We start from the raw sequence: 1812 nt of genomic DNA on the forward strand, positions 1-1812 counted from the left end.
AATGGGCGATCAGCTTCGCGCAACTGAACGGCTGCGCAGATCGCCCATTGCTCCGTCGGCGCAACCGCGCCAAATTCAGCAAAGGACTCTGGTTTCAGCCGGATGAACATCGGGGGTCACAGCAGTCGCGATTCCGACCCTAATCTTGCGTTATGGCAAAACTTCCACATCCACCTGTCCTCCGGGTTCAACCTATTATCTGTATCGGCGCGTTCCTGCCCGCTACAGAAAGGTCGATGCCCGGCTGCACGTCGATCAGAGTCTTCATACCGACTCCTTTGCGGATGCGACCGCGAAGGCAATGGAAGTCTGGAACCAACTTCTTGCAGCGTGGGAAGCAAAGCTGGCAGGAAACAGTGGTGATGCGGAAGCCCGGTTTGCTGCCGCGCAGGAACTGGCTCAGCGTCGGGGCTTTCGCTACCTGCCTGCCCCGGTCATCGCAACCCTGCCATATGATGACCTGATGAAGCGCCTCCACAAGGCATTGGGTGACAAACCGGGCAAAGTGGATATTCTGGAAGCCGAAGCCCTCTTGGGTGGCGCGGCTGAACCACCCATAACGATTTCCCGAGCGTTGGAACTCTATCTGGTCCATGGCGAAGGATAAGACCCTATCCAAATCGCAGGATCAGTTGCGCCGCTGGGAGAACCCGCGCAAGAAGGCGATCCGAAACCTGATCGAGGTCATCGGGGACAAGCCCCTACGTGACATCACTGGCGACGATATGCTGGCGTTTCGTGAATGGTGGATGGATCGGCTGGAAGAGGAAAGCCTGACGCCTAACAGCGCCAACAAGGATCTTGTCCATCTGGGCGAGGTCTTGAAGGAGGTAAACCGCAAGAAACGGCTTGGGCTGATCCTGCCGCTGTCTGATCTTTCCTTCAAAGAGGGCGAGAAGAAAAAGCGGCCAGCCTTCAGTTCTGACTGGATCAAGGAAGTTCTGCTCCCGCCGGGCGCACTCGACGGAATGAACGATCAGGCGCGAGCGATTACGCTCGTCATGGTCAACACCGGAGCGAGACCATCCGAGATTGCCGCGCTGTCCGCAAACACCATCCATCTTGAGGCGACTGTCCCCCATATCTCGATTGAACCAGAGGGGCGGCAACTGAAATCGCAGCGGTCCAGACGCAAGATACCGCTGACCGGCTGCTCGTTGGAAGCGATCCGACCGTTTACTGATGGGTTTCCCCTATACAGGACCAGCAGCGCCAGCCTGTCAGCTACGGTGAACAAGTATCTGCGCGAGAACAACCTGATTCAGACGCCCGAGCATACGATGTATTCGCTGCGTCACGCCTTCGAGGATAGGATGCTGGCGGGCGGTTTTGATGAGCGGATCAGGCGCGACCTGTTCGGCCATCGCTTGAACCGCGAGGAATACGGGGACGGCGCCACGCTCGATCACATGCACCGCCTACTTCAGACCATTGCCTTCTGACGCGATGCGATGGCGCGAGCGCGGGCAACCACGTTCTGGGCGTCATGCGCGGCCTTTTCTTCCTCCAGCGAAGCGATTTCTTGCTCTACCCGGAGGAAAACGGGCGAGAAGCTCTCGTTGTGGATGACAAGTTCGGCCAGTTTGTCCCTGTAAATGTAGAGTTTGGCGAGGTCATCTAGAGACCTCACGATTCTATGTAATGAGGTGGTCCCCGTTTTCCGGACAGATTTGCGGCGTTGCTAAGCTTGCCCGTTGATCAAGCCGCCGCCTTCAGGTCTTGGCCCTGATGGGCCTCAACCGGTGTCCTTCCGCCAAGCGCCGAATGGGGGCGCTGCGTGTTGTAGAAGTCGATCCATTTGCCGATGCCTGC

Annotated in this window: 4 protein-coding genes; 2 read left to right on the forward strand and 2 right to left on the reverse strand. The window is 57.8% G+C overall.

Annotated features, from left to right (window positions below; genetic code table 11):
• Positions 1-145 precede the first annotated feature (145 nt).
• The gene (locus C8J30_RS19330; protein WP_342767561.1) at positions 146-607 is read left to right on the forward strand and encodes a DUF6538 domain-containing protein; all 462 of its coding nucleotides are present in this window, start codon (positions 146-148) and stop codon (positions 605-607) included.
• The gene (locus C8J30_RS18195) at positions 594-1442 is read left to right on the forward strand and encodes a tyrosine-type recombinase/integrase (RefSeq protein WP_342767562.1); all 849 of its coding nucleotides are present in this window, start codon (positions 594-596) and stop codon (positions 1440-1442) included. The genes C8J30_RS19330 and C8J30_RS18195 overlap by 14 nt, the downstream gene beginning before the upstream one ends.
• Here C8J30_RS18195 and C8J30_RS18975 read toward each other — a convergent pair.
• Together C8J30_RS18975 and C8J30_RS18205 are read right to left on the reverse strand one after the other, a co-directional pair.
• Positions 1424-1630 (reverse strand): hypothetical protein, encoded by a 207-nt coding sequence (locus C8J30_RS18975; RefSeq protein WP_110807484.1) that lies wholly within the window; start codon positions 1628-1630, stop codon positions 1424-1426. The two genes, C8J30_RS18195 and C8J30_RS18975, sit on opposite strands and share 19 nt — an antisense overlap.
• A 68-nt stretch (positions 1631-1698) precedes the next feature.
• Positions 1699-1812, reverse strand: a 114-nt coding sequence (locus tag C8J30_RS18205) for an integrase core domain-containing protein (RefSeq protein WP_146227878.1), incomplete at its 5' end; no start/stop codon positions are given.

This window comes from Rhodobacter viridis (assembly GCF_003217355.1).
Classification (GTDB): Bacteria; Pseudomonadota; Alphaproteobacteria; order Rhodobacterales; family Rhodobacteraceae; genus Rhodobacter; species Rhodobacter viridis.